The following is a 19,285-nucleotide window of genomic DNA, read 5'->3' on the forward strand; positions in this document are numbered from 1 at the left end:
TCACCGCTCACCGGTCCACATGCCTTCCGGTCGGATCAACGGGGCTTCTTGGGCGCCGGCTTCTTCGGCACCTTGGCGAGCTTATTGAGGGCCTGCTGCTGCCTGAAGTCGAGCAAGCCGGGAACGCGCGGGGCGCTGGTCTTCGGTACTTCTCTAAACATGGTTGGGGGCTTCAAAGAGCCTGAATGGTCTGCTTGTGGTCGCGCAACATCGTGTTCGTCTCCTTAACGAGTTGCCGCATCGTCTTCCACTGAGCGCCTGTGCCCACCCCGGCCGCGTTGCCCGACACGTTGCCGCCCGTGATAAAAAATAGGCATGCTGCGGTTTCGCCGCCAAGCCAAAGTTGTCCACAGCCAGCGGAATGCCCCAACCACAAACTCTTGCAAGCCTCTCCCCCAGACGATGGGCGACGACCATGAATGCTCGGCTCAGCATTCAATGACAGTGCGCCGCACGGAACTTCGGCCTATTGCACCGATGGCCGCGGGTCGAAGCGAGGTGCGTCAAGGAGACCCCCCATGGCAACAGACATTGATCCGAAGCACGCCCAGACCGGCCCCATCCATTTCTTCGGTGGCGTCCTCGTGGACGGGCCCGGCTACTCCATCCAGTTCGTAGGCGGCAAGATCGTCGTGAAGAAGGTCCCAGGCAACAACCCGATGGCGCGTCTGCTCGGGATCGCGGCAATGGCCGAGGGTCTGGATCCGAAGGTGGTTGAAGGCATTCACGCAGCAATCGCGCCCCACCTTCAGAGTGCCATGAAGGGCGCTTGACGCCCCCGGCTGTACGTGCGGAGCCGTTCAGTTCGGGGCGGTCCCCAACCTGGCTCAAATCATTTGAGTGAGGTTGGGCGACCAGCTCGGCCCTGTGTGCTGGCGCGCAGAGTGCTCGGCGCATACCAATCCTGCGATGCCCGTCCGCAAATACGCCCGACCGCCCACGGATCATGTCGTAAGGCAGCTCACCGACGACCTCTGGTACGCCAGGCATACGGTTGTGGAGTTGATGTCGGAGCCGGCTCAAGAAATCCTGCGGACCTACTACGACTGCGTCACCGTCGAAGAAACGCACATGTGGATGCAGCACATCGCCGATGATTTGATCGATCTGGCGGTGCCGCTGCCGAGGCGAAGCGCGCTCGAGCTTGGAGATCGGGCCATGTGCCCGCTGTGCGGAGCCGGTGCTCAAACGCTGTACGAGCGGGGCCAGCCCGTGATCGTCGACAACGTGCCCGGCGCGGGCGGCAACATCATGGCCGCCCGCCTGGCAGGCGCACCGGCTGACGGCTACACCGTCGGCATCGCCGCGGCCGGTTCGATGGCCATCACCTTCGAACTGAATCCCAAGGGCACCAACTACAAGCCCGGCAGCTTCCAGCCCGTCACCATGCTGGCCTCGCAGCCCAACGTGCTGATCGTCAACAACAGCGTGCCCGCCAGCAACCTGCAGGAATTCAAGGCCTACGTGAGCCGCACCCCATCGGCCAGCTACGGCATCGCCGGCGTCGGCATCTCCAACCACCTGATCGCCGAAGCCATGCTGCATCGCCTGGGCGTGAAGATGGAAGCCGTGCCCTACAAGGGCGCCTCGCCGGTGATCACCGACCTGCTGGGCGGCCACATCGTGATGACGATGGACAACATCACCACCGCCGCGCAGCTCGCCAACGAAGGCAAGGTCAAGGCGCTCGGCGTGACCAGCGCCCAGCGCGCCCCGCAACTGCCCAACGTGCCGACGCTTCAGGAGCAGGGCCTGGCCAACTTCGACATGCCGACCTGGCAGGGCTTCTTCGCGCCGGCGGGCCTGCCGGCACCGATCCTGCATGCCTACTACGAAGCGCTGCAGGAGGTTCTCAAGCAGCCGGGCACCGTCGAAAAGATGGCGCGCCTGGGTTCGCAACCCGTGGTCGGCATGGACTCGACGAAGTTCGCCAGCTTCCTCGAGGCCGATCGCCGCCAGTGGAGCGCCACGATCAAGGCGGCCAATATCAAGGCGGAATGATCGCGCGCGGCACCGTGGAGACGATGGCAGGGGGCAGCGCCCCGATCGCGCCGCGTTCCCGAGCCGCACGCAGTAGCACACCCTCTGCCGGCGCGAGCGCGCCGTAGTCGAAACTGTTGCCGCTGATAACGCCTTATTTGATTTGAAGCGCGCCTTGCGGCTTCTTGCGAAGTGAAGCCCTTGCAACTCACCGCATCCAATCGCTTCATCCGATGGTCACGCCCCCTGCCCTCCGTCCTGCGGCCCCTGCGCGGACGAACGCGACCTCGCCTGGCGCGGCGTCATGCCAAAGCACACTGGACTCAGCGGATCGCCGTGAGTTCGAGTTCCTCGTCGATGTAGAAGGCCGCCCCGCTGGCGCCACCGCGCGTGTTGGCAGTGAACCGCACCACGCGGGAAAGCTCCGGCGACCACCATGCGCTGGCGCGGTAGGCACCGGTTGCATGGCTGCCGCCGCTTGCGACCGTCTTGCGAATCACGTAGCCACGGTAGTCGATGCGCAGCAGGCGCTGCTCAGTGCCGGCGACGAACCGTGATTCCGCGCTCGCCACCTGGGCGTCCAACCGGAGTTCGATGGAGTTGGAACCTGCTGACTTGCCCATGTACTGCACGCGCCACTCGTCCCCTTCCCGCATCCGGCCGGGGCGAATCCAGCCGCCGGGCGGCATTGCCGCATCGAACTCGCCGGCGATCGGCGATGCGATTTCGATCACCTCGCCGTCACGCCTTTCCACCCAGGCGCCGTTGTTGTAGCTGAGCGAGTCCTCGGTGGCCGCATCCGCGCGGTAGACGATCTTGCGCGTGATGCCGGTCAGGCGATCGGTCAGGAGATACTCGATCTGCGACCAGCGCGCGGCGGAGATGGATGGACCGTGATCGCCAGGCGGCGCGATCGGCGAATCGGCCGGCCCCGGGCCTGGCCGGGTTGCGGTTTTTGGCGTCGGCGGGGCCGGGGCCTTGGGCGCGGCTTCGCTACCGACGCCTGGACGTGACTCTTGCGCAATCGAAGCCGGAGCTTTGCGCACGGCGGCCGGCGGCTCCAACGGAGCAATGCGCGCTTGCCATTCGAGGCGACCCGCGCGGCGGCTGAGTGCATCCACCCAGCGCGAAGGAACGGCGAAGTTCAGGTTCTGCGACTCCTTCAGGCCAGAAGTCGTGATGCCGATCAGACGGCCATGCGCATCGAAGAGCCCGCCGCCGCTGGAGCCGGGCGAGATCGGGGCGCTGGTCTGCACCATGGTCAGGCTGCCGTCCTGTGCGCGCCGCAAGCCGGACAGCAAGCCATCGCTGATCGTCTGTTCAAGGCGGCGCGGCGCGCCAACGGCGTAAACGCGCATCCCGGGTCGCAGGCTGGATTCGGGCGCCAGCAGCACGGTGGGGGCCTGAAGTCTTGCGACCCGCAGAAGGCAAAGATCGTGCTCGGGATCGGCCTCTGCCTGCTGCGCGGTCAACTGGGTGTCGCCGCGGCGGATGGCGACGCGGGCCGCATCGCGCACCACGTGGCAGTTGGTGACCAAGGTGTCGGCTGCGATAACGACCGCGCTGCCCGAGGCGAACGGCCGACCCTGCGCATCACTGGCGTACACGACCCAGATGCTTGGCGTGACGCGGTCGAACAGTTCCGCCGCATCGAGCGGCGTGTCCGACATTTCGATCAACTGCTGCGCGGCGCCCAGGCTGCAGCCCAGCGCCAACAGGGCCGCGCCGACCCCACGTTTCCAGTTGCCTCGTGACATTCCCTCTCGCACCCTCGTGATCCTGTCTTGAGGATGTTACGGCTGCTGCGCGCAGGCCCGCAACCGCGGGCCTGGGAAGTGCTTCCGGCGTCAGCGAAATACCACAGTCCTATGCCCGTCGGCAGCATCCGGTCAACCTGCCCAGGCCCTACCGCGGGTGGAATGCAACCCCGTGTGCCAGCACCGGATCGAACTGCAGGCTCTTGTGTGACGCGTCAACGTCCAGCGTGATCGCGCTCGGTCCTTCGCCACGCGCCCTGCCCCGCTCGGCTTGGAGCTCGACCTTGCAGCCTTCCAACCGGACGCCGCCGCCGGCCACCGCATCCGGGCCCAGCAGCATGCGATAGCGCGCCAGGCTGGCCGCAACGTCCTGCACCGCCACGTGCACGACGGCGACGCCCCGTGCACCGTTGGCATGGCGACGAACGTCACCCACTGGCACACGAAGCTCCCTCGGCGTGAGATCCGCACACAGAAACGGCAGGTCATGCCGCAGCTGCCGCGCCGAACTCCAGGCGATGCGCACACCGTCAGGCCGCTGCCGCGCACCCGGAACGGCAATCAGCTCGGCGAGGCCGCGTTCGCGCGCGTCGGCCACCGCGGCATCGATGTCCTGCGGCAACAGCGCAAAGTCGACCAGCCCCTCGCCCGCCGCATCGAGCACGCGCCACCAGCGCTCCTCGGGCGAAGGCGCCGAATAGGCGATCAGCTCCAGGTAGCTGCCGTCCTCGAACACGATCAGCGCATTGACGGTGTTGCGCCCCGGATGCTTGCCGCCGGCGATGACGGTGAAGCCGGCGCGCCGGTAGTCGGCCACCGCCTGGTCCAGGGAGGCCACCGCAATCACCATGTGGTCCAGCACCATGGGCATGGCTTACTCCTCCAGCTTGAGCTGGGTTTCGCGCACGAAGGCGCTCCAGCGCTCGTACTCGGCACGGGCGTGCCGGTCGAGGCCCGGGCCATCGGTGGCAAGGACCTCGAAGCCCGCCTGCGTGAGCTTGCTGTTGACCTCGGGCGTTTGCAGCGTGGCGCGGAAGCCCTCGCCGAGCGCGGCCAGCTTGTCTGCCGGCGTGCCCGCGGGGGCGAAGATTCCGATCCACGAATAGGCCTCGAAGCCCGGGAAGCCGGACTCGGCCACGGTGGGCACGTCGGGCAGCTCGGGCAGGCGCTTGGAGCCGGTCACGGCCAGCGGCTTGATCTTGCCGGCGGCAATTTGCCCCTTGAGCGCGGCGTAGCTCAGGAGCGTGAGCTGCGAGACGTCGCCCAGCACGGCCTGTACCGCCGGTCCTCCGCCGCTGTAGGGCACGTGCAGCACGTAGATGCCGGCACGACGCTTGATGTCTTCCATCACCAAGTGGTTCATGGACCCCACGCCGGTGGAGGCGTAGCTGTAGCGCGCGGGGTCCTTGCGCGCGGCGGCGATGAAGCCCCGCAGGTCTTTGGCCGGCACCGAGCTCGAGGCGCCAATCACCAGCGGGAAGCGTACCGCCAGCGTGATGCCGGCGAAGTCCTTGAAGGTGTCATAGGGCAGCTTGGACTTGGCGATGGGATTGATGGCGTGCGTGTCGAAGCTCACCAGCACCGTGTTGCCATTGGGCGCTGACTTGGCCACGTAGTTGGTGGCCAACTGGCTTGCGGCGCCGGGCTTGTTCTCGACCACCACGGAGCGGCCCAGGCGCTTCTCGAGCTCGGGCTGCATGATGCGCGCCGCGATGTCGGTGCTGCCCCCGGGGGGAAAGGTGATGACCATGTGCAGCGGCGCGTCCGAGGACTGCGCCGCAGCGCCACCGTACAGGCCCAGAGCGGCCGTGGCCACCAGCGCCTGACGTCGATTGAACTGGATCTGCATCTTCTGTGGGCCTTTCAGGGTTCGTGAATTCCGGGTATCGATTGCTGTTGCTCAGCCCATCCACTGGCTGACCGGCACAGCCGTGTCTTGCAACGGTTGCGAGATCACGTCGACCAAGGCGGGGCCGTCGTGTGCCAGCGCCGCCTTCAACGCCGATTCCAGCTCGGCCGGGTCTTCCACGCGCCACGCCTTGACGCCGAAAGCCTCGGCGACGCGCGCGTGGTCGGTGCGGTTGAAATCCACCGAGTAGTAGCGCTCGTCGTAGCCCGTCTTCTGGCTGGCCTTGATCCAGCCGAACACCGAGTTGGAGAACACGATCATCTTCAGCGGCACGCCGCGACGCACGATCGTTTCCATCTCGCCGCAGGTGAAGCCGAAGCTGCCGTCGCCCATGACCGAGACCACCGTGGCGTCGGGCCTGCCGAAAGAGGCACCGACGCCGGCGGCCATGGAGAAGCCCAGCGCGCCCTGGGCGCGGTTGGTGATGAAGTGGCGGCCGGCCTGCGGCGCGTCGAAATAGGCAGCGAAATACGGGCACGGCGTGCCCGGGTCTGCCACCACGATGGCATTGGCGGGCAACAAGCGGTTCAGCGCATCCACCACGCGCTCAGGTTTGATGGGGCGGTCGCCGGACTGCGCCAGGCCGGCGAAGAAGGCCTGCTTCTGCATGCGGCTGCGCGCCACGAGGGCTCGGCCGTCGACGGCATCGGCCGGCCGGTGTGCGATGCGCTGGCGCACCTCGGCGGCCAGCGCCGCCAGGCCCAGGCGCGCATCGCCCACCAGGGCCACGTCGGTGCGGTAATTGGTGGCGATGGTGCCGGGGTCGATGTCCAGATGCACGATGGCGACTTCGCGCGCCGGCATCTTCCAGTGTTCCGTGGTGGTCGACCCCGCCCGCGCGCCGACGAAGAGCACCAGGTCGGCCTCGGCGATGACCTCGCGCGTGGCCGCCACACCGCCGTTGGTGCCGATCACGCCGGCATTGAGCGGGTGCCCGCTGGGCAGGCTGCCGCTGCCACTGATGGTGATGCACACGGGCGCGTTGAGCTGCGTGGCCAGCGCCTCCAGCTCGCCGTGGGCGCCGGAGATGACCACGCCGCCGCCGCACACGATGACCGGGCAGCGCGCGGCCGCCAGCTTGGCGGCCGCACGCTCCACTTCGGCGGGGTCGGGCGCGAACCGATAGGCCGGGTAGCGGTCGTGCCCGGGCTGAGCCCACACGTCGGTCGGGTCGATGGCGTGCTTTTGTACATCGTAGGGCAGGCAGATGTGCGTGGCGCCGGGCCGGCCGGTGACCATGGCTCGGAAGGCGCTGCGCACCGCGTGCGGGATCTGGTCCGCGCGGTCAATGGTGGTGTTCCACTTGGTCAGCGGCTGATAGAGCGCTTGCTGGTCCAGTTCGGTCAGCGGAAACTTGCCGCGCGCACCCACTGACACGTCAGAGGTGATTCCCAGCACCGGAATGGCCGACTCGTTGGCCTCCACCAGACCCGGCAACAGGTAGGTGGCGCCGCCGCCGCTAGGGCCTTCGCAGATGCCTGGCTTGCCCGTGACGCGGGCGTAGGCGTCGGCCATGTAGGCAGCACTGCGCTCGTCGCGCGTGAGTACGTGGTCTATGCCATGGTCAAGGCGTGCCAGCGCGTCGTAGAAAGGCAGGCTGGTGTCGCCGCACAGTCCGAAGATGTGCTTGACGCCATTGAGCTGCAACATGCGCACCATCGCGTCGGCGCCGTTCATGGAAGACATTCGATAAGCTCCAGCGGGTTGGAATCAGTTAAGAACTCAATTTAGTATACTTAAAAGCATGCAGAGCACAAGCAGCCACGGGAGATCCGGGCCGATTTCCAAGACGCGCCGCGAGCGCGGCACGGGCGTTTTCGAGGCGCTGCGGGACATGGCGATCTCCTACCAGCTCAAGCCCGGCGAGCGCCTGAGCGAGATCGAGCTGGCCCAGCGCCTGGGCGTGAGCCGCACCCCCGTGCGCGAGGCCCTCACCCGGCTGGTGAACGATGGCTTTTTGCTTCCGGCAACGCGCGGCTTCGTACGCCGTCCACTCGACGTGCAGGAGACGCTGGACCTCTACGAGGCCCGCGTGGCCGTCGAGAGCGCCTGCCTGTCGCTGGCCATCCAGCGCGCCACCGACGCGGACCTTGCCCAAGCCGTGGCTTACCTGGCCGCCAGCCAGAAGGCGCCGTCGGACGCGCCGGTAGAAATGTTGGTGGAACTGGACGAGGGGTTCCACCTGCGCATCGCCGATATGGCGCGCAACCAGGAACTGCGCCGCATGCTGGGCGTGCTCAACGAGCGCATCCGCTTCATCCGCTGGATCGACATGGAGAACGTGGGCCGCAACGCGACACAGAAGGAGCACCGGCAAATTCTGAAAGCCCTGCAGGCGCGCGACGAGGCGACGGCACAGCAGGTGCTCAAGGAGCACATCGGGCTGCGCAAGGAGCAGATCGTGGACGCGATTGCCAAAGGCTTGGCGAAGATCTACCTGCCGCCGGAGACTGCAGCGTGAGATCCGTTTTCCGCTGCGGGCAAGCGGCCACGCAATGACGTCTGGGAAGTACCGATCGGACGATGGCTCTCGCGCGGGCCTCAAGGTGCAGCGAGCGCGGCCGGCAAGGTGCTGTTTGTGAACGTGCAGTCGCCCGGCATCACGTTCGCGATCTGGGGGCCTTGGGCACGCGGCCCGCTTTGATGTCGCTATCGGCTTGGCGCAGCGCAGGCGTGGTCTCAACCTGCCGACCGGCAACAACCATCTGGGGCGAACGCATGCAGAATTCGATCTGGACAGTGGAGGCGGTCGGATCGATTGGTGCGTGGACGAGATCCGTCGCAACTCACCGCCTGCAGATACCCAGCACCAGTTCCTGCTCCGTGCAAGCCCGCGCTGGCGGCGGCGCCGGGGCGGCGGCCGAAGCAGCGACGGCTGCCCGGCGGGCGATGCAGGTGCGCATGCGCTTTTCCATGGGCGCGTAGTAGCGCCACCCTTGGCTCAGGGCCGGGAGCTCCAGGCGCACTTGCTTCCACTTGGGATGGCCGTTGGCCTGGAGCTTGTCGAAATTGAGGCAGAGGGATTCGGCAAAGCGACCCAGGTTTCCGACCGTCGACTGCAGTCCGTAGTCGTAGGTGACCAGGTAGGCCTTCACGGTCAGGGTGGGCACGTCGGCCTTGAGCCAGGTCGAATAGCTGGCGGCGCGTATCACCGCAGGAAAGTAGGTTTTCTTCGCCCGCGCCGTCTCCGGCGCCGCGTCGTCGAGCTTCAGGATCTTGATGTAGTTGCGCGCCTCGGCCTTCATGTCCGAGAACAGCTTGGCCGGCTGTCCGGCGACGATGATGGCGACGTCGATCGACTTGTCGACCGTGAGTCTGGCCAGCGCCTCCTCGTTGCTCAGGTACTGCGCGTTGGCCGACGGCAGCGGCTCCCCGAACATCAGCTGGTACAGCGTTCTCGACGTCAGCGCCGTGCCGCTGCCCAGCGGGCCGACGCCGATCACCTTGTTCCTGATCTCGTGGATGCTGTTCAGCGGCGAGTCGGCGCGGGCGACGAAGTAGATCTCTTCGTCATAGAGCGGCATGACGAGGCGCAACGGACGAATGATGTTGCCGGCATCGGCGTTGCCCGCCTTCGCCTCGTCCAGAAACGCCTGATAGACGTCGGACTGCACCAGGGCCAGCTTGACGCCGGGCTCGAAGCGCATGCGCTGGACGTTCTCCGCCGAACCCTTCGACTCAAGGACTTCGAGGTCGATGTCGGCGGGCTCGGCGACCCAGGTGGCAAGGTCCCGGCCGATCTGGATGTAGGTGCCGGTTTTCGATGCGGTGACGATCTTGTACTCCGCCCGAGGCGCCGCGGCCGCGCACGCAAGGAAGGCCATCCACAACAGTCCGGTCAACAGGGATCTGATAGGCATGCTGGCTCCATCGAAGGTTGGTGGTCACACCAGGTGATGCCTGGCTCATTCTTGCGGCTCACTGTCTGGTTCGCACTCTCTCTCCCTATTTCTTCGAGCACAAGGCCAGCGCCGCAAGCGCATCGCTGCACACTTGCTCCTGCGATCCCGCCTTGCCGATGGCGGGTGCGGAAACGGCGGGCACGGGCGCTTCGGGAAGCAAGGGGACAGGGGCAGGCGGCGACAACTTCAGGGCGGCGTCCGGAGGCGGTTCACGCCTGGCGGCTTGTTCCTGCACGCGCCGATCGAAGGCCTCCCTCAGCGCCTCAACGCCCGGGTCATCCGCATGCTCGGCATCGAGTGCCGCGAGCCCCTGCTCCGCGGCACCCAGGTCGCCGCGGTCCAAGGCGCCCTGCACTCGCTTGACCTCGGCCCTGAACGCTTGCAGACTGCCGGCCTCGTTCCGATCGTCGAAGAAGGCGCGCTCGAGCCCCAAGGTAGCGAGCGCGATCAAGACCAGGGCGGACGCGATGGCGACCACCATGCGCCGGGGGGTTGCGAACCGCGCCGCCCAACGCGCCTTGCCGCCGCCTCCCGGCACTTCCGTTTGCCACAAGGCGCCAGGTCGGACGAGACCGATTTCGAGATCCGCTTCCTCGTTGGCGGCGCCCGTCGGGCCGGGGATGTGGATGATTTCCTCCGCATCTGCCTGCACGGTGTCCGCGAAGTCGATGACCACGGGGGCCCGCGTCTCATCTTCAGCAGCGACGCCGCGCCCGGGCTTGAGGGGCGGTCTTGCACCGTCGGCCTCGAGCGTAGCCATCTGATCCTCGAAGCAGAACGGGCAAAACCGGTTCCCGGCCTGAAGCATCGCAGCGCATCGCCTGCAGGGGACGGAGAACGATGGGTCCAGGTCTGCCGGGTCGGCCATGGTTCGGCACAAGGTTCATGTTCGCGGCGGGATCGAGCGGTTTTTTGATTCTGGACCTACTTTTGCGCCGAACCAAGCGCGTTTTCATGGGCCGCTGCCCTCCTGGCCTCAGGCGCGTCGCTTGAACATCGCCGATCCGCCGCTCGCGTGTGCGACCTCGTCCGCGGTAGCGACAAGGGCCGGGCCGAGTGCCAGCATGCGCTCTTCCGTCAGTCGAACCAGAGGGCCCGCGATCGTGATCACGCCGATCACGGCGCCGTTGCCGCTTCGCACCGGCGCAGCCATGGCGGTCATGGCCGGTGCGAACACCTCGTTGATCATGCTGAACCCGCGCTTGCGCGCCTGTCGGACGAAAGCCAGCACCGCCTTGACGGTCGTCGGCGCCTTCGGCCCGAATTCGCCCGCCTTGCCGAAGCCCTGCCTGGCGATGAGTTCGAGCGCCTGTTCGTCCGTCATCGTCGACAGCCACGCATGGCCGGCCGAGCTGCACGACAGATTGACCGACAGGCCCATGTCCGGGTCGTAGCGCAGGCCGCGCGTCGCGCCCTGCGCCTTCGCGACGAAGGTGAGCGCGTCGCCGTCGACCACCGCCAGCCGGACCAGTTCGCCCGACTCGGCCGCGAGTCGATCCAGCAAGGGCTGCGCCACATCCACGATGCCGCTGTTGCTGAGAAAACTCAGGCCGAGTGAAACCAGCTTGATGGTCAGCGAGTAGTCGCCGTGACTCTGGTCCTGCCGCACGTAGCCGCAGCGGATCAGTTCGGCCAGCAGGCGGTGCGTCGCGCTCAGCGGCATGCCGAGATCGGTGGCCAATGCAGACAACTGCCGGCCTTCCGGATGCTCGGCGAGGTGCTCCATCAGCTTGAAGCTGCGTTCCAGTATTGCGCTCATTCTCTAGCCCTGAAGGCCCCTCCAAATCCCCGCCGCCCGGCTTGCTGCCGCGGCGCGCGGGAAGCAAAACGTCAATGTACCGCTTTTCCGGAAAGCGTTTCTACTAATGGAAACCTTTTCCACAGATCGCTAAGATCGCGCCGCATCCTGCGTCGGATCGCCTGCAAGAGCGTCTGCCGCGCCCCGAAATCACGTCGTCTGGAGCCCTTCTTGAGAACCCTACTCCCTCGCCTGCTGGCGGCTGCCGGCCTCTCCCTCGCCCTGGCGGCCCCCGCATTCGCGCAGGATGGCCAGGTGCGTGTGATCCGCTTCGGCCACCTGAACAACGCCGACCATCCGGTGAGCTTCGGCGTCAAGCGCTTCGGCGAACTGCTGGCCGCCAAGAGCGGCGGCAGGATGCGGGTGCAGGAATTCCCGGCGTCCCAGTTGGGCAACGAACTGCAGCAGCAGTCCGCGCTGCAAGGCGGCGTGCAGCAGATGTCGGCGCCTGCCACCACGTCGCTGGCGGGCATCGTCAAGGAATTCGGCCTGGTCGACTTTCCCTTCGCGGTCAGCACCTTCGCCCAGGCCGACGCATTGCTCGACGGCCCGATGGGTCAGGCGCTGATCGCCAAGCTGCCGGAGAAGGGCCTGGTGGCGCTGGGCTACTGGGACCTGGGCTTTCGCAACGTCACGAACAGCAAGCGCCCCATCGCGAAGGCCGACGACCTCGAAGGCCTGAAGATCCGCGTGATCCCGAACCCGGTGTTCCTCGACACCTTCAAGGCCTTCAAGGCCAACCCGGTGCCGATGCCGTTCGCGGAGCTCTATGGCGCGCTGGAATCGAAGGCCGTCGACGGCCAGGAAAATCCGTTCTCGGTGATCCTATCGAACAAGTTCTTCGAGGTGCAGAAGTTCCTGAGCGCCACGAACCACGTGTATGCCGCCAACATCGTGCTGGTCAGCAAGAAGTTCTGGGACCAGCTCTCGCCCAGCGAGCAGAAGTGGATGCGCGAATCCGCCGACGAAGCGCGCGGCTACCAGCGCCAGGTGAGCCGCGCCGCGGCGCAGAGATCGGTGGGCGACCTGCAGGCCAAGGGCATGCAATTCAACGAGGTGAGCCCGGCCGAGCAGGCGCGCATGCGCCAGATTGCCAAGCCCGTCATCGACCGCTTCGCCGCCAGCTACGACCCCGCGATCGTCAAGCTCTACAACGACGAGCTTGCCCGCATCCGCAAGTGAATCCGACCCAAGGCATCCCATGAAAATCCTCGTCCTGCACGGACCCAACCTCAACCTCTTCGGGCGCCGCGAGCCGCACATCTACGGCACGACGACGCTGGCCGAAATCAACGACCGGCTCGAAAAGCTCGCGGCCGAACTGGGCGTGACGCTCGACATCATCCAGTCGAACCACGAAGGCGACCTGATCGACTTCCTGCACCGGAACATCGACGAAGCGCAGGGCGCGCTGGTCAACCCCGCAGGCCTGACGCAGCATGGCGTTCCCCTGCATGACGCGATCAAGGCCATGCCGTTCCCGACACTGGAAGTCCACATGTCCAACATCGCGACGCGCGAGACGTGGCGCACGCACTCGATCATCTCGCCGGCGGTCAAGGCCACCATCCAGGGGCTGGGTCCGATCTCGTATCTTGCGGCGCTGCGCGCGCTCGTCGAGACGCTGCGCGAGACGCAGGCCTGACGCCTTTCGTCGATCAATCAGGAGACAGAGACAACATGAATCGATGGATCGATCGAAGCTGCAAGGCCATCGAGGCCGTCATCGCCTTTTTCCTGGCGGTGATGGTGGTGCTGGTGTTCGGCAACGTGGTGCTGCGCTACGGCTTCAACTCGGGCATCACCGTGTCGGAGGAGGTCTCGCGCTGGCTCTTCATCTGGGTCACCTTTCTCGGCGCGCTCGTGGCCTTGAAGGAGCACGGTCACCTGGGCATGGACATGGTCGTCCAGAAACTGCCGGCCGCCGGGAAGAAGTTCTGCGCCGTCGCCGGCCACCTGGTGATGCTCTACATCGTCTGGCTCCTGTTCCAGGGCAGCCTGGCCCAGACCCGGATCAACTGGGACGTGACCGCCCCCGTGACGGGCGCCTCGATGGCCATCGTCTACAGCGTGGGCATCGTGTTCTCGGTGCTGGCGGCAGCCATCCTCGCGCTGGATCTCTATCGGATCCTGAGCGGACAGCTGGCCGATGACGAACTGGTCATGATCCAGGAGTCCGAGGAGGCGGTGCAGCTCCAGCAGATTCTCGGCTCCGGCCCGAACCCCGGAGGCAAGCCATGACCATCCTCGTCTTCGTGGGCTCGCTCCTGCTGGCCATGGCCATGGGCATTCCCATCGCGTTCTCGCTGCTGGCCAGCGGGGTGGCGCTGATGTGGCACCTCGACCTGTTCGATGCGCAGATCCTCGCGCAGAACGTCATCGGCGGCGCCGACAGCTTCCCGCTGCTGGCGGTTCCCTTCTTCATGCTCGCCGGCGAAATCATGAATGTCGGCGGACTCTCGCGACGCATCGTCGATTTCGCCATGGCGCTGGTCGGCCATGTGAAAGGCGGCCTGGGCTACGTGACCATCCTGGCCGGGTGCCTGCTGTCGGCGTTGTCGGGCTCGGCCGTGGCCGATGCGGCGGCCTTGACCGCCCTGCTGCTGCCCATGATGGTCAGCGCCGGGCACGACAAGGCGCGCTCCGGCGGGCTGATCGCCGCCACCGGCGTCATCGGCCCCGTCATTCCGCCGAGCATCGGGCTCGTGATCTTCGGCGTTGCGGCCAATGTCTCCATCTCCAAGCTGTTCCTGGCGGCCATCGTGCCCGGCCTGCTGATCGGTGCCGCCCTGTGGCTGACCTGGGCCTGGCTGGTGCGCAGCGAGAAGATCGTTCCGCCGCCGCGCAAGTCGGGCGTCGACATCTTGCGGGCGTTCCGCCAGGCGCTGTGGGCGCTGTTCCTGCCGGTGATCATCCTGGTCGGTCTGCGCATGGGCGTCTTCACGCCGACGGAAGCGGCCGTGGTCGCCGCGGTGTATGCGCTGTTCGTCTCGACGGTGATCTACCGCGAACTGCGCTGGAAGGACCTGTACGCCATCTTCGTCAATGCCGCCAAGACCAGCGCGATCGTGATGTTCCTCATCGCCGCGGCGATGGTCAGCGCGTGGCTGATCACGGTGGCCGATCTGCCGTCGAAGGTCGTCGGGCTTCTGGAGCCCTTCATGGGCAGCAAGATCCTGCTGATGTTCGCCATCATGGTGCTGGTGATGATCGTCGGCACCGCCATGGACATGACGCCGACCATCCTGATCCTGACGCCGGTCCTCATGCCGATCGTGAAGGCGGCGGGCATCGACCCGGTCTACTTCGGCGTCCTCTTCATCATCAACAACTCCATCGGCCTGGTCACGCCGCCCGTGGGGACCGTGCTCAACGTGGTCGCCGGGGTGGGACGCATCTCGATGGACGACGTCACCAAAGGCGTGGTGCCTTTCATGATCGCGGAGTTCGTGATCATGTTCGTGATGGTGCTGTTCCCGTGGCTGGTCATCTGGCCGGCCAGATGGCTCGGCGCCTGACACCCGCCACGCCCGCTTCACTCAAACCGACAGGAGACACTCACATGAAGATTCGCATCTGGAAGACGTTGATCGCTGCCGCCGCGATGTTGGCAATGGCCAGTGCCGGCGCGCAAATCAAGGAGCGCACATTGAAGTTCGCGTTCCAGAACCAGACGGGCCACCCGCAAGCGCAGGGCGCCCAGAAGTTCGCCGACCTGGTGTCTGCGAAATCGGGCGGGCAGATCACGGTCAAGCTGTTCCCCGGCGGTACGCTCGGCGGTGACCTGCAGACCGTGTCGGCGCTGCAAGGCGGCACGGTCGAGATCACCGTCTTGAACGCCGGCATCCTCGGCGCACAGGTCAAGGAATTCGCTGCCTACGACTTCCCTTTCCTCTTCAACAACGGGCAGGAGGCCGACGCGGTCACTGACGGGCCCTTCGGCCAGAAGCTGTTCGGCAAGCTGGAGGACAAGGGCCTGCATGGCCTCGGCTACTGGGATCTCGGCTTTCGAAACCTCACCAACAGCAAGCGCCCGATCGCCAAGGCGGACGACATCTCGGGCCTGAAGATTCGCGTGATCCAGTCGCCGATCTACGTCGACCTTTTCAGCGCCCTGGGTGCCAATGCCACGCCATTGCCGTTCCCGGAGCTGTATTCCGCGCTGGACCAGAAGGCGGTCGACGGCCAGGAGAATCCCAACACGGTGATCCTGTCGTCCAAGTTCGCGGAGGTTCAGAAATACCTCACGCAGACCCGCCACATCTACAACCCGCAGGCACTGATCGTCAGCAAGAAGACCTGGGACGGCATGAGCGAGCAGGAGAAGAAGATCATCGCCGACTCGGCCACCGAAGCCACCACCTTCCAGCGCCAGGCATCGCGCGGCGCGGCCGACAGCGCGCTCGAGGCGCTCAAGAAGGCGGGCATGACGGTGACCGAACTGCCTCCGGCGGAAATGGCCAAGCTGCGCGAGAAGGTGAAGCCGGTCATCGACAAGTACACCGCGTCGGTCGGCGAAGCGACCGTGAACGAACTCATGGCCGAGATCGCCAAGGCCCGGAAGTAGCAAGACGCCTCAGGCCGCGCCGGCGCGGCCAGCCGAGGCGCCGCGGGTGGCCGTCAGCGGGGCTTGTTCGCCGCGCCTTCGGTCTCGGCGCGCAGCCGTTCTTCCTGGGCCCGCAGTTCGGGTGTGAGTTCGGCGCCGAAATCGGCGGCCTCGAACAGCGGGCGAATCTCGATCTCGGAGTCGCCCGGCATGGGGTTGGGGCAGCGCCTGGCCCATTCGACGGCCTCCTCCATCGACTGGACCTGCCACAGCCAGAACCCGGCGACGAGTTCCTTGGTTTCCGTGAACGGCCCGTCGATCACGGTCCGCTGGCTGCCCGAGAAGCGCACCCGTTTGCCGCGGACGCTCGGGTGCAGGCCTTCGCCCGCGAGCAGCACGCCGGCCTTGACGAGTTCCTCATTGAAGTTGCCCATGGCCGCAAGCAGCTCCGTGCTGGGCATCTCTCCGGCCTCCGACTGGCTCGTGGCCTTCACCATCACCATGACACGCATGATCATTTCTCCTTGAGTGGTTGTTGAACCGCACGGCCCTGAAGTCGATTCAGGATAGACGGCGGCTCTGACACTACGTCGAATCGGGATCGCCGAAATCGACACCACTTTGAAATAATTTGTGCCCGCGCAGGCGCCCTCCCCGGCTCGATGCGAACGGTACGATGCGGGCGGCAGGCCGCGCTCGCGCGATGCCGCAACACCGGAGCAAGAACATGGGAATCCGAATTGCCGTGATGGGCGCAGGCGCCGTAGGCTGCTATTACGGCGGCATGCTGGCCCGCGCCGGCCATGAGGTGGTGCTGATCGGCCGGCCGGCGCATGTCCAGGCCATCGGGCTCGCCGGCCTTCGGCTCGAGACGGGCAGCTTCGACGAGCACGTGCAACTCTCGGCCAGCACCGAAGCCGAGGCCGTGCGCGGCGCGCAGACCGTGCTGTTCTGCGTCAAGTCGACCGACACCGAATCCGCCGCGGCGCAGCTGCGGCCGTACCTGGCGCCCGATGCGATGCTGCTCGCGCTGCAGAATGGCGTCGACAACGCGGACCGCCTGCGCGCGGTGCTTCCCGGCCACATCGTCGCCGCCGCGGTGGTCTATGTCGCCACCGAGATGGCCGGCCCGGGCCACCTGCGGCACCATGGCCGCGGCGAGCTCGTCATCGAGCCGTCGAGCGGCAGCGAGGCGGTGGCGCGCATGTTCATCGCGGCCGGTGTGCCCACCGAGATCTCGGCCAACGTGCGCGCCTCGCTGTGGGTCAAGCTGATCCTCAACTGCGCCTACAACGCCCTGTCGGCCATCGCGCAGTTGCCGTATGGCCGGCTGGTGCAGGGCGAAGGCGTCGACCAGGTGATGCGCGATGTGGTCGCCGAGTGCGTCGAGGTGGCGCGGGCGGACGGTGTCGCGCTGCCCGCCGACATCGAGGCCGTGGTACTCGGACTGGCCGCCACCATGCCCGCGCAGTACTCATCGACGGCGCAGGATCTCGCGCGCGGCAAGCGCAGCGAGATCGATCACCTCAATGGGTACGTGGTCCGGCGCGGCGCAACGCTGGGCGTCCGGACACCTGCCAATCGCGTGCTGCACACGCTCGTGAAGCTGATCGAAACCGCGCGGCCTGCGTACGGCCTCGATCAGGCCTGAAGCGCCGGCTACGGCCGGCTGGCGGCCGAGATGACGATCTCGACGCGGCGGTTCTTGGCTCTGCCCTGCGGCGTGTCGTTGGGGGCCACCGGGCGCGACTCGCCGAAGCCCTGCGCCGAGATCGAGTTCGGCGGCACGCCCTTCGAAGTGAGGAAGCGCACGACATCGTCCGCCCGCGCCGAGGACAGCTCGAGGTTCGACGGGAAGCGCCGCTTCAGGTCCGGACCGATCGGCACGTTGTCGGTGAAGCCTTCGACCACGATCTGCTGACCCGGCAGGTTGGACAGGGTCGGCGCGATCTTGGCCAGCGTCTGCTCGCCCTTGGCGCCGAGGGTCCAGCTGCCTTCAGGGAACAGGATCTCGTTGACCATCGTCACCTTGAGCTGGTTCTGCAGCTGCGTGATCTGCGCCTGGTCGGCGCTGAGTTCGCCCGAGAGCTGCTGGCTGAGGGCCGAATACGCGTTGGCCTTCTGGACCTCGGTGTTGTAGGTCTGCTTGCTGACGCACCCTGCGGCCAGCACGACGGAACACAGGACCAGGATGAACTTGTTTGATTTCATGATTTTTTCTCGCTCGTGGTTGAACAGTGCACCGGACCTCGCAGACGGCATGCCGGCAGGAGCAGCAGCCGCCGCACCCTCGCGCGATGCTAGGACTGCCCTCGGGCGCTGCCTATCCGAGTGCACACGGACGACCACGTACGTGGCGCCGGTCTCGATCTGCCACCAGGTGTCGACAATCGGACAACGCCGTTCACAGACCACTTCGTAGCGCCAGGCCTCGGGATTGATCGGTTCGCCGTTGGCTGGTATAGAAAATGGTGAAGTGGCGTTTGTCGATAATCTGCCAGAAACGCCCGCGTCGGGATATCCGGGAGCGGCAACCGGCAGCAACTCGGCATCGTCGACCTGACGGCAGGCCCGGCGAGGCCGTGCAGCGCTAACTGGCCGACGCTGCGCTCGCGCGCGCCTTCGGGCGCCGGGTCGGCACGCGGCCGGCAACGCGACGAACCCCCATGAACAACTGGTCGATCGACCGACGCACGTCTTCCTGCATCGCGGCGACGGCCTGCGTGTCTCCCGACAGGTGCCTGAGCAGGCCCTGCTGGAAGAGGCCGTCGAACAAGGCGTAGGCCGCTGAAGGCGGCAGGCCGCAGGGTCCGCCCGCGAGTTCGGCGAAGCGGCTCATGACACGCCAGATCATGTGTTCCAGCCCCTTGTCGAGTTCGGCGACGTCGGCGCGAAACGCTTCCTCGAACAGCGCCTGGGCCCGCAGGTCGTACCACAGGCGGTGCAGCGGCGCCTCGTCGCGCAGCGTGGCGCCCAGCGCCTCCACGAAGCCGGTCATCAGCTGGTCGTAGCTGGTCGCCGTGGCCGTGACCTCGTCGTAGCGCGTGACGCAGCGCGCCTTGTAGCGCCGCACGCTGCAGATGATCAGGTCGAACTTGTCCTTGAAGTAGTAGTGCAGCACGCCGTGCGAGAACTCCGAGTTCTGCGCGATCTCGCGCAGGCTGCTGCGGGCGTAGCCCAGCGCGGCCAGCGTGGTCAATGCGGCCTCGCCCAACTCTTCGCGGCGCTCGGCGAACTTGTCGACCCGCGCCCTGGACACCCTCTGCGCGCGCTTTTCCTGTTGTGACGTCATCTTCTGCTCAGTGATTTCAAACCATAGCACGGCACCCATTCGCTCTCTGGCGAACGTCGCGCGCCCAATCATTCTAGAGAATCTTGACAGTCGTCCAATAA

General features: G+C 66.3%; 20 protein-coding genes. 9 read left to right on the plus strand and 11 right to left on the minus strand.

What is annotated here, in order from left to right; translation table 11 throughout:
- Window positions 1–35: 35 nt before the first annotated feature.
- A complete protein-coding gene (locus AC1D2O_RS33435) occupies window positions 36–161 on the minus strand; it encodes a hypothetical protein (protein WP_478089526.1) in 126 nt (41 codons plus the stop codon).
- Between the two features lie 357 nt (window positions 162–518).
- Between AC1D2O_RS33435 and AC1D2O_RS33440 the strand changes: the two genes are divergently transcribed.
- Both AC1D2O_RS33440 and AC1D2O_RS33445 read left to right on the plus strand, forming a co-directional pair.
- Window positions 519–773, plus strand: coding sequence for a hypothetical protein (locus tag AC1D2O_RS33440; protein WP_478089525.1), 255 nt, complete (start codon window positions 519–521; stop codon window positions 771–773).
- A gap of 136 nt (window positions 774–909) precedes the next feature.
- Window positions 910–2,001, plus strand: coding sequence for a Bug family tripartite tricarboxylate transporter substrate binding protein (locus AC1D2O_RS33445; RefSeq protein ID WP_478089524.1), 1,092 nt, complete (start codon window positions 910–912; stop codon window positions 1,999–2,001).
- A gap of 302 nt (window positions 2,002–2,303) precedes the next feature.
- Here the strand turns inward: AC1D2O_RS33445 and AC1D2O_RS33450 are convergent, their stop codons facing one another.
- The 4 genes from AC1D2O_RS33450 to AC1D2O_RS33465 form a co-directional block, all read right to left on the minus strand.
- Complete coding sequence (locus AC1D2O_RS33450) at window positions 2,304–3,737, minus strand: S1C family serine protease (protein WP_478158606.1); 1,434 nt, start codon at window positions 3,735–3,737, stop codon at window positions 2,304–2,306.
- A 148-nt stretch (window positions 3,738–3,885) separates the two neighbouring features.
- Window positions 3,886–4,608 carry a VOC family protein gene (locus AC1D2O_RS33455; protein WP_478089522.1) on the minus strand — a complete coding sequence of 241 codons (723 nt, stop codon included), beginning with the start codon at window positions 4,606–4,608 and terminating at the stop codon, window positions 3,886–3,888.
- Window positions 4,609–4,611: 3 nt separating this feature from the next.
- A complete protein-coding gene (locus tag AC1D2O_RS33460; RefSeq protein WP_478089521.1) occupies window positions 4,612–5,586 on the minus strand; it encodes a Bug family tripartite tricarboxylate transporter substrate binding protein in 975 nt (324 codons plus the stop codon).
- Between the two features lie 51 nt (window positions 5,587–5,637).
- Window positions 5,638–7,332 (minus strand): thiamine pyrophosphate-binding protein, encoded by a 1,695-nt coding sequence (locus AC1D2O_RS33465; RefSeq protein ID WP_478089520.1) that lies wholly within the window; start codon window positions 7,330–7,332, stop codon window positions 5,638–5,640.
- A 58-nt stretch (window positions 7,333–7,390) separates the two neighbouring features.
- Between AC1D2O_RS33465 and AC1D2O_RS33470 the strand changes: the two genes are divergently transcribed.
- A complete protein-coding gene (locus AC1D2O_RS33470) occupies window positions 7,391–8,107 on the plus strand; it encodes a GntR family transcriptional regulator (protein ID WP_478089519.1) in 717 nt (238 codons plus the stop codon).
- Window positions 8,108–8,432: 325 nt separating this feature from the next.
- Here the strand turns inward: AC1D2O_RS33470 and AC1D2O_RS33475 are convergent, their stop codons facing one another.
- The 3 genes from AC1D2O_RS33475 to AC1D2O_RS33485 form a co-directional block, all read right to left on the minus strand.
- Window positions 8,433–9,506 carry a TAXI family TRAP transporter solute-binding subunit gene (locus AC1D2O_RS33475; protein WP_478089518.1) on the minus strand — a complete coding sequence of 358 codons (1,074 nt, stop codon included), beginning with the start codon at window positions 9,504–9,506 and terminating at the stop codon, window positions 8,433–8,435.
- Between the two features lie 85 nt (window positions 9,507–9,591).
- Complete coding sequence (locus AC1D2O_RS33480; protein WP_478089517.1) at window positions 9,592–10,416, minus strand: hypothetical protein; 825 nt, start codon at window positions 10,414–10,416, stop codon at window positions 9,592–9,594.
- 108 nt (window positions 10,417–10,524) lie between these two features.
- Complete coding sequence (locus AC1D2O_RS33485) at window positions 10,525–11,307, minus strand: IclR family transcriptional regulator (protein WP_478089516.1); 783 nt, start codon at window positions 11,305–11,307, stop codon at window positions 10,525–10,527.
- Window positions 11,308–11,517: 210 nt separating this feature from the next.
- On the opposite strand from AC1D2O_RS33485, the gene AC1D2O_RS33490 reads away from it, so the two are divergent.
- The 5 genes from AC1D2O_RS33490 to AC1D2O_RS33510 are packed head-to-tail and all read left to right on the plus strand — an operon-like array spanning window position 11,518 to window position 15,913.
- A complete protein-coding gene (locus AC1D2O_RS33490; RefSeq protein ID WP_478089515.1) occupies window positions 11,518–12,528 on the plus strand; it encodes a TRAP transporter substrate-binding protein in 1,011 nt (336 codons plus the stop codon).
- Between the two features lie 19 nt (window positions 12,529–12,547).
- On the plus strand, window positions 12,548–12,991 hold the full coding sequence (locus tag AC1D2O_RS33495) for a type II 3-dehydroquinate dehydratase (protein ID WP_478089514.1): 444 nt from the start codon (window positions 12,548–12,550) through the stop codon (window positions 12,989–12,991).
- Window positions 12,992–13,026: 35 nt separating this feature from the next.
- Window positions 13,027–13,587 carry a TRAP transporter small permease gene (locus AC1D2O_RS33500; RefSeq protein ID WP_478158607.1) on the plus strand — a complete coding sequence of 187 codons (561 nt, stop codon included), beginning with the start codon at window positions 13,027–13,029 and terminating at the stop codon, window positions 13,585–13,587.
- Window positions 13,584–14,864: a TRAP transporter large permease gene (locus AC1D2O_RS33505; RefSeq protein ID WP_478158608.1), complete on the plus strand. Its 1,281-nt coding sequence runs from the start codon at window positions 13,584–13,586 to the stop codon at window positions 14,862–14,864. Before AC1D2O_RS33500 ends, AC1D2O_RS33505 begins: the two co-directional genes overlap by 4 nt.
- Window positions 14,865–14,908: 44 nt before the next feature.
- Complete coding sequence (locus AC1D2O_RS33510; protein WP_478088298.1) at window positions 14,909–15,913, plus strand: TRAP transporter substrate-binding protein; 1,005 nt, start codon at window positions 14,909–14,911, stop codon at window positions 15,911–15,913.
- 53 nt (window positions 15,914–15,966) lie between these two features.
- Here the strand turns inward: AC1D2O_RS33510 and AC1D2O_RS33515 are convergent, their stop codons facing one another.
- On the minus strand, window positions 15,967–16,404 hold the full coding sequence (locus AC1D2O_RS33515; protein WP_478088296.1) for a YciI family protein: 438 nt from the start codon (window positions 16,402–16,404) through the stop codon (window positions 15,967–15,969).
- Between the two features lie 221 nt (window positions 16,405–16,625).
- Between AC1D2O_RS33515 and AC1D2O_RS33520 the strand changes: the two genes are divergently transcribed.
- Window positions 16,626–17,543, plus strand: coding sequence for a ketopantoate reductase family protein (locus tag AC1D2O_RS33520; RefSeq protein WP_478088302.1), 918 nt, complete (start codon window positions 16,626–16,628; stop codon window positions 17,541–17,543).
- Between the two features lie 8 nt (window positions 17,544–17,551).
- Here AC1D2O_RS33520 and AC1D2O_RS33525 read toward each other — a convergent pair whose 3' ends face one another.
- Window positions 17,552–18,103, minus strand: coding sequence for an OmpA/MotB family protein (locus tag AC1D2O_RS33525; RefSeq protein WP_478088295.1), 552 nt, complete (start codon window positions 18,101–18,103; stop codon window positions 17,552–17,554).
- A 379-nt stretch (window positions 18,104–18,482) separates the two neighbouring features.
- Window positions 18,483–19,184 (minus strand): TetR/AcrR family transcriptional regulator, encoded by a 702-nt coding sequence (locus tag AC1D2O_RS33530; RefSeq protein ID WP_478088293.1) that lies wholly within the window; start codon window positions 19,182–19,184, stop codon window positions 18,483–18,485.
- Window positions 19,185–19,285: the final 101 nt, after the last annotated feature.

This window comes from Variovorax sp. P1_G12, from assembly GCF_056405555.1.